This is a genomic window from Streptomyces laculatispora, assembly GCF_017353455.1.
In the GTDB taxonomy this organism is placed as follows: domain Bacteria; phylum Actinomycetota; class Actinomycetes; order Streptomycetales; family Streptomycetaceae; genus Streptomyces; species Streptomyces laculatispora.
Genome location: NZ_JAFMPZ010000162.1, coordinates 1 through 7,154 on the forward strand (window position 1 = coordinate 1; position 7,154 = coordinate 7,154).

Consider the following 7,154-nt stretch of genomic DNA (forward strand, 5'->3'; position numbering starts at 1 on the left):
GCCCCACCGGAACCGAACCCGTGGAAAAGCTGGGCAGACCAGCGGCTACCACCTGCCCAGGCCCAACCGCCGACCTGAAACCGGCTCGAAACCGGCCACAAGATCACTCCCCAAACCACGTCGGTGGATCAAGGCTTAGGCTCCGGAGTGCGGGCCAGGTTCGGGGCCTTCGAGCCCAGCCCGTTCTTCGCCAGTGCGCTCAGCCGGTTCGGCGGGATCTGCTCGACCTTCACCTTCCCCAGGCGGAAGGCCGCGATCTCGTCGACCCGCTCCAGCGCGCCCTTCATCGCGTTGCCGGTGGTCCGCGTCGGCGGCCGACGCATCCGCTCCAGCTCCGAAAGCCGCTTCCCCTCCGGCACGTCCAGCAGGGCCACCAGGTCCCCGGGCAGCGAAGCGTCCGCGCGGCGGGCCGCGTTCGCCACCGTCGCGTACAGCCGCTGCTCGGCGATCCCGCGCACCTCCGCGACCTGCCGGGCCAGCACGTTCACCCCGGGCAACAGCGCCCGGTTCCGGCGCAGCCAGTGCACCGACTGGTTGAACAGCGCCACCGGCCCCTCGGCGTTCGTCCACGCCCGGCCGTGCAGGAACGTACGGAACAACCGGCCCCACTCAGGGTCTTCGTACTGGTGGTACCCGTAGGCGTCCCGAATCTCCCATGCGTGCTCGTACGCCGTCTTCAGCCGCTCGGTGTACTGCTTGACGCACGAGACGTCCTCGATGCCCAACTCCTGGCCGAGGTGTTCGATGACCGGCCACGGCACCGCGAGCGGGTCCTCCAGGAAGAGCCCGACGTAGCGCACTGTGCACATCTGGAGCGCAAACCCGAGCCGGTTCTGGTCCCCACGCCGCTTGCCGATCAGCGCACGGTCGACGTCATCGAGGTAGAAGAACCTCTCCAGCTCGGGCCTCGTCGGCTCCTCGGCGAACTTCCCGTACGCCTCGGCCTGCTCATCAGTCAGAAATTCCACCGGCACGGCCGGACCATAGCCCCGCGGCGACCAGCTCAACCGAGCTTTGCCGAACCTCGGCAGAGCAGTTGGGCGCTGTGCTAGACGGCAAGATCAGCCCTTAGCGCCAACCGGTGGTCCATTGTTCCCCGGGGCCGTGGACGAATCCGGTGTCGCCGGTGCTCCGGCCGTACCGCCACACGTTCCAGGCGATGGCCGATCCGACGTGGCGTTGCAAGTGCGAGTGATCGGGCAGCCAGCGGCCCGAGCGGGGGTTGAGATGCAGCGTCTGCGACTGCTCGACGCCCGAACCACCGCTCTGCCAGGGGAACATCGCCCCCCGCAGATCCGCCCGGCGAGCCGCGCTGCGGGCTGCCGGCAGGCGACGGTGGCGGTACATCAGGAGGCCCCGTGCCACTTCCGGGAAGTGCAGGGTGAGGCAGGGCAGGACGAACAACTCGTCCCAGAAGACATGCCCCCGGTACGCCTCGCCGTGCAGCCCCCTGGCAGGCACCCCGACGTCCAGCTCGGCCGTGTGCAGGGACAGCGTCTGCAGGACGTGGAAGAGATGGCGCCGGAGGATGTGCCCCGCTTCGCCGGGCGCCTTCAACCCGCCCTGACTCCACAGGCGTTCCCAGGCCGCACGGTGGGAGGCCAGTAGCACCTCGAACGGCGCCGCGTGTGACGCGTGCTCGACAGCGAGCGGCAGCGGGTCGCCCGAGGGACGGTCCAGCGATGTGTACAGCGCGGCGCACTTCACCACAGCGGCGGAGCGCCCGCGGGAGACCGGCAGCCTGAATCTCTGGACAGTTCCGGTCCCGGTACAGCTCGATCCCACCGCCACGAGGGGCCGCGACGACGTGCGCACAGCGACGGCGATCCGTGTCCGGGACGAACGGGTCCGGCAGGACTGCCAGGCCACGCCGTCCGCCTCGGCCCCGGCACGGTGGCCGGTGAGGTGGCGTCCGTCGAGCCCCCGGTACCGCTCGACACCGCTGTTGGTGACGTCACCGTCGATGACGGACTCGACCTCGACGGCCCCGCCCAGCCGTACCCGGGGAAGGTCGTTCTCTGGGCGGCGAGATACGGGTCACCCATGTGCACGAGTCTGGTGTGGGTGACCCGGAGCCGGCGCCCGTGGCCGTCCTGGAAGAACAGGCGGCGGGTGAGAACGCCGCCGCGCAGATCGAGCGAGACCTTGTGACGCCGCAGACTCGGGTCATCGGTCGTGAGCCAGTCCCCCGCTGGTCCGTCGTCAGGCAGGCAGCGGTAGCGCAGGCGCGTCCAGTCGGGCAGCTTGACCATGTCCTCGTTGCCGACCCGCCTCCCCGCGACCTCCGAGAAGAGCCGGTTGTAGCACCCTGCCGCGTAGGTGCCGGGATAGTGGACCGCGTCAGCAGGGGACTCGGGCGCGGCGCCTCTGGTTGGCGGACCTGCCGTTGCCGAGCGTGCACAGGGCTTCGATCGTCCGCTCCGCCTTGGGATCGTAACCGTTGAAGTCCCAGCAATGTGCTGTGCTCATGGCTGAGCCGGGGCGATGATCTCGTTGTGCTGCGATCCTCCCAGCGCCACCTTGAGCGCACCGGTCTCCGCGGCACGGGAGAACACATCGTAGGCCTCCTCCATCTGCCCGAGCTCGAACCGGTGGGTGACCAGCGAGGACGAAGGCAACCGCCCGGCGGCCAGCATGCCCAGCAGCATGGGCGTGGAGTACGTGTCGACCAGCCCCGTGGTGATGGTGATGTCCCTGCTCCACAGAGCTTCGAGGTGGAGCGTCGCCGACCTGCCGTGGACGCCGATGTTCGCGACGCGGCCCCCGGGCCGGACCATGCGGGTGCACATCTCGAAGGCCTCGGGCACACCGACGGCTTCGATGACGACATCGGCGCCGAGACCCCCGGTGAGGTCGTCGACGAGCTGTCCGGGATCCTCGGCCGCGCCCGCCGTCGCATCCGCGCCCACGGAACGCGCGGCGGCCAGCCGGGACTCGGCAAGGTCGACGGCGATGATCCTCCCGGGGCTGTAGAGTCCGGCGCCGACGATGGCGGCGAGCCCGATGGGGCCCGCACCGACCACGACGACGGTGTCCCCGGGCCGTACACCGCCGTTCAGCACCCCCACCTCGTAGGCGGTCGGGAAGATGTCGGCGAGCAGCACACCGTCATGGCTGTCGACGGAGGCCGGCAAAGGATGCACGGACAGGTCCGCGAAAGGCACCCGTACGTAGTCGGCCTGAGTGCCGTCGATGGTGTGGCCGAGCACCCAGCCGCCCCACCACGACACTGCCCGTAGCGGCCCTCACGGCAGAAACGACACCGGCCGCACGGGGATATGCACGAGATCAGGACACGGTCACCGGGCCGGACCGTACGGACACCGGCCCCGGCCTCGACCACCGTGCCGACGGCCTCGTGCCCCAGCACCCGGCCCGGCGTCACCTCGGGCACATCACCCTTGATGATGTGCAGATCGGTCCCGCAGATGCTGACGACATCGACGCGGACCACCACGTCGGCGGCTTCCTTGACCGCCGGGTCCGGAACGTCCTGCCATGCGACCTGCCCCGGGCCCTGAAAAACGAGCGCCTTCACGATGCGGCCCTCTTCCTGTAGATCCCTGGTGAGGTTCTCCCCCAGGCTGAGCCGGTGCGGGCCCGCCGCGCCATGGGCCGGTCGGTCCCCGCCGGGGCCTGCCGGGCCCATTCCGCCCTGGCCGAGGGGGTGTGATGGCGAAGACGCTGCCGCCCACTGAAGAGGAATTCGGCGATGTCCGAAGCAGAAAAACAGCTGGCCGTACCCCAGCCGAGACCCGCGCTGCTGCGCTTCCTCGGCGGCGCCCGGACCGTCACCGGCAGCAAGTTCTTCATAGAAAGCGACCACGTCCGAATCCTCCTCGACTGCGGCCTCTTCCAGGGTTTCGCAGACCTGCGCCGGCGAAACTGGGCGAAGCTGCCGTGCGACGCCTCCTCCATCCACGCCGTGGTCATCACCCATGCCCACCTGGACCACTGCGGCTATCTGCCCCGACTGGTCCGCCATGGCTTCCGAGGACCGATCCTGACCAGCTCCCACACCGCCAGGCTCGCCGAGATCGTGCTCCGGGACAGCGCGCACCTCCAGATGGAGGCGGCCCAGCACGCCAACGAACACGGGTGGTCCAAGCACCGGCCCGCGAAACCTCTCTATGACGAGTCCGACGTCGACACCACCATCAGGTACTTCGACCCCGTCCCGGTCGGCAGCGAGATCGAGATCATGGACGGTACCCGGCTCGTCCTGCATCGCGGTGGGCACATTCTCGGCTCGGCCTGGGCCCACCTGACCCTTGAGGACGGCCACACCCTTGCCGCCAGCGGCGACCTCGGCGGTCCCGGCCATCCCCTGCTGCTGCCTCCGGAACCGTTCTCGGGCGCCGACGTGCTGCTCACGGAGTCAACATACGGCGACCGGGTCCACGAACCCGAGAGGGCCCGGGCGGAGTTCGCGGCCGTACTCGCCCGTACGTTCGCGCGAGGTGGCACCGCGGTCATTCCCGCCTTCGCGATCGACCGCACCGAGGTCGTCCTACACGAACTCACCGAACTGCGGCACAGCGGGATCCTGCCGCGGTCCGTTCCTGTCTATGTGGACAGCCCCATGGCTCTGGCCGCGCTCGACGTCTACCGCGAGGCTCTGCGTGCCCACTCCTCCGAGATCAGGCCCGAGATTCTCGCCCTGGGCGAAGAAGCGATCAGTCCAGCCCCGTTCCGCGTCGCCCGGACCGTCCAGGAGTCCATCGCCATCAACAGCGTGACCGGGCCCGCGGTCATCGTCTCCTCGGCCGGCATGGCCACCGGCGGCCGGGTCCTGCACCACCTCCATCGGCTCCTGCCCGATCCACGCAATGCCGTCGTCATCGTCGGCTTCGCGGCCGCCGGCACCCGGGCCCGCGACCTCGTCGACGGTGCCCGCACGCTCAAGATGTTCGGCGAGTACGTACCCGTACGCGCGAAGGTGGCCGACCTCCCGCACTTCTCGGCACACGCCGACGCCGGCCAGATCATGGACTGGCTGCGCGGCGCCTCCGCGCCTCACACCACCTATGTCGTGCACGGAGAGGAGTCCTCGTCCGACGCCCTTCGGGACCGTATCGACCGTGAGCTGGGCTGGACAGCGGTCGTACCCAGACCTGGAGAGGCCGTCCTGGTCCGCTGAGAAGCGCAGAGCGCCTTGGCTGGTCCGGCAACAGCTCATTGGCCCCTGCGGGGCCGTGAATGAAGGATGGGAGGCACGTGGTGCACACCGCAGAGCTCTCCCTCCACGAGACCGGTCAGCGGCTGCCCCGCACCCATCGAGGCACCTGCCATGCCCACCGCCCGGTACACCGTCAACGACGTCATGACGAAGACCGTCATCACTGTCACGCCCGACACGGAATTCAAGGAGATCGCCGACGCCATGCAGCGGTGGGAGGTCATCGCCGTGCCTGTCGTCGCAGACGAGGGCCCCGTCGTCGGCGTCGTCTCCGAAGCCGACCTGCTCCCGAAGGAGGAGTTCCATGAACACCCGCCCGGCATGATCGACCAGATGCGCCGCCTGGGCGACACCGCCAAGGCAGGCTCGGTCCGGGCCGAGGAGCTGATGTCGAGCCCGGCCATCACGATCGAACCCGGCGCGTCCCTGCCGCAGGCCGCCCGGCTCATGGCCGACCGGCGCATCAAGCGCCTGCCGGTCGTCGACGCCGACGGCAGGCTCAAGGGCATTGTCAGCCGCGCCGATCTCCTCAAGATCTTCCTGCGCCCCGACGACGACCTCGCCGCCGAGATAGGCCGCGAGGTCGTCGACCGACTGTTCCCCGGCTCGCACCGGAACGTGAAGGTCGGCGTCACCTGGGGTATGGCCACACTCACCGGTCACGTTCCAGACGCAGCCCTCATTCCCGTCGCCGCCCGCCTGGCACAATCCGTGAAGGGCATCGTCAGCGTGGACTGCCGCCTCAAGGACCCGGAATCTCGCTGAGGGCTGTATCCGTGTCTCCGGGCAAGCAATCCTCGCAACCGCTCGCGCCCCTGTCGGCCCCGCGGTCTACCAGCCTCTGAACGCCGGCTGCCCGCTCTCCGCTGCGGGCGTGCACGACGACCTCGTGGCCCGCGGCCAACAGTGCGTCCCCCGCAGTCCGCCCCAGCCCGTCCGCAGCGCCCGTCACCATGATCGCACCGCTTCGTTCATAGTCGTGGCTCCTTGCCTTGAGGTAGGCGGGAGAGAGGTGAGACAACGTGGTGGAAGCGCTTCGTTCCCGCGCCGTGGTGGCGCACGCGGTGGACGCCCCACCGGATACGGAACCCCTCGCTGCGGGTGGACGGTTCACCGACGAGTCGTGCAGGTCCTTGTCGTACGGGTTGCAGCCGACCTCGGTGCACCGGACGACCGGGCGAGCCACACGGTGTTCAGCTCGACCCCTTATCGTGCGCGCGGACCGCGCAGCATGTCCGCGCGCACAGCCGACAAGGAGAGACGACATTGAGCAGCACGCCCTCGCCCGCATCCGGGGTGCCCGACGAGCTTCAGCGGCGCCTGGGGGTGCCGGATGCCGTGATGATCGGGCTCGGGTCGATGATCGGCGCCGGGATCTTTGCCTCCCTGGCCCCGGCCGCCCGCGCGGCTGGCTCCGGCCTCCTGCTCGGTCTGGCCCTCGCCGCTGCCGTCGCCTTCTGCAACGCCACCTCCTCTGCCCGGCTCGCCGCCCTCTACCCGGCCTCCGGTGGCACCTACGTATACGGGCGGGAGCAGCTCGGCGAGTTCTGGGGCTACCTCGCCGGCTGGGCGTTCATCGTCGGTAAGACCGCCTCCTGCGCGGCCATGGCCCTGACCGTCGGCTCCTACATCTGGCCCGGCCAGGCCCACTCGGTCGCCGTCGCCGCCGTGGTGGCCCTGACCGCCGTCAACTACGCAGGCGTCCAGAAGTCCGCCCTGCTCACCCGCATCATCGTGGCCGTCGTCCTCGCGGTGCTCGCCGCCGTCGTGTTCGCCTCCCTCACCTCCAGCGCCGTGGATACGGCCCGCCTGGACATCGGCACGGACGCGACCGCTGGCGGCGTGCTCCAGGCGGCGGGCCTGCTGTTCTTCGCGTTCGCCGGCTACGCCCGGATAGCCACCCTCGGCGAAGAAGTCCGCGACCCGGCCCGCACCATCCCTCGCGCCGTCCCGATCGCGCTCGGCATCGCCCTCG

3 protein-coding genes and 4 pseudogenes are annotated in these 7,154 nt (G+C 69.8%); 3 read left to right on the forward strand and 4 right to left on the reverse strand.

Annotated features, from left to right (window positions below):
• Positions 1–134: 134 nt before the first annotated feature.
• From J1C73_RS09595 to J1C73_RS09605, 3 pseudogenes are all read right to left on the reverse strand, one after another.
• Positions 135–974: pseudogene (locus tag J1C73_RS09595) on the reverse strand (DUF4158 domain-containing protein); the annotation flags it as partial.
• A gap of 115 nt (positions 975–1,089) precedes the next feature.
• Positions 1,090–2,469, reverse strand: a pseudogene (locus J1C73_RS09600) (glycoside hydrolase family 65 protein); the annotation flags it as partial.
• Positions 2,466–3,538: pseudogene (locus J1C73_RS09605) on the reverse strand (alcohol dehydrogenase catalytic domain-containing protein). The pseudogenes J1C73_RS09600 and J1C73_RS09605, both read right to left, overlap by 4 nt.
• Positions 3,539–3,712: 174 nt before the next feature.
• Here J1C73_RS09605 and J1C73_RS09610 point away from each other — a divergent pair.
• On the forward strand, positions 3,713–5,140 hold the full coding sequence (locus J1C73_RS09610) for an MBL fold metallo-hydrolase RNA specificity domain-containing protein (protein ID WP_207315958.1): 1,428 nt from the start codon (positions 3,713–3,715) through the stop codon (positions 5,138–5,140).
• A gap of 150 nt (positions 5,141–5,290) precedes the next feature.
• Complete coding sequence (locus J1C73_RS09615) at positions 5,291–5,944, forward strand: CBS domain-containing protein (protein ID WP_207315959.1); 654 nt, start codon at positions 5,291–5,293, stop codon at positions 5,942–5,944.
• A gap of 218 nt (positions 5,945–6,162) precedes the next feature.
• Here the strand turns inward: J1C73_RS09615 and J1C73_RS34650 are convergent.
• A pseudogene (locus J1C73_RS34650) lies at positions 6,163–6,365 on the reverse strand (MmyB family transcriptional regulator); the annotation flags it as partial.
• 80 nt (positions 6,366–6,445) lie between these two features.
• Here J1C73_RS34650 and J1C73_RS09625 point away from each other — a divergent pair.
• A partial coding sequence (locus tag J1C73_RS09625; RefSeq protein WP_207315960.1) for an APC family permease occupies positions 6,446–7,154 on the forward strand: 709 nt, incomplete at its 3' end.

Coding starts and splice junctions, on each gene's coding strand:
- J1C73_RS09610 (WP_207315958.1), top strand. CDS start 3,713: ATGTCCGAAGCAGAAAAACAGCTGGCCGTACCCCAGCCGAGACCCGCG.
- J1C73_RS09615 (WP_207315959.1), top strand. CDS start 5,291: ATGCCCACCGCCCGGTACACCGTCAACGACGTCATGACGAAGACCGTC.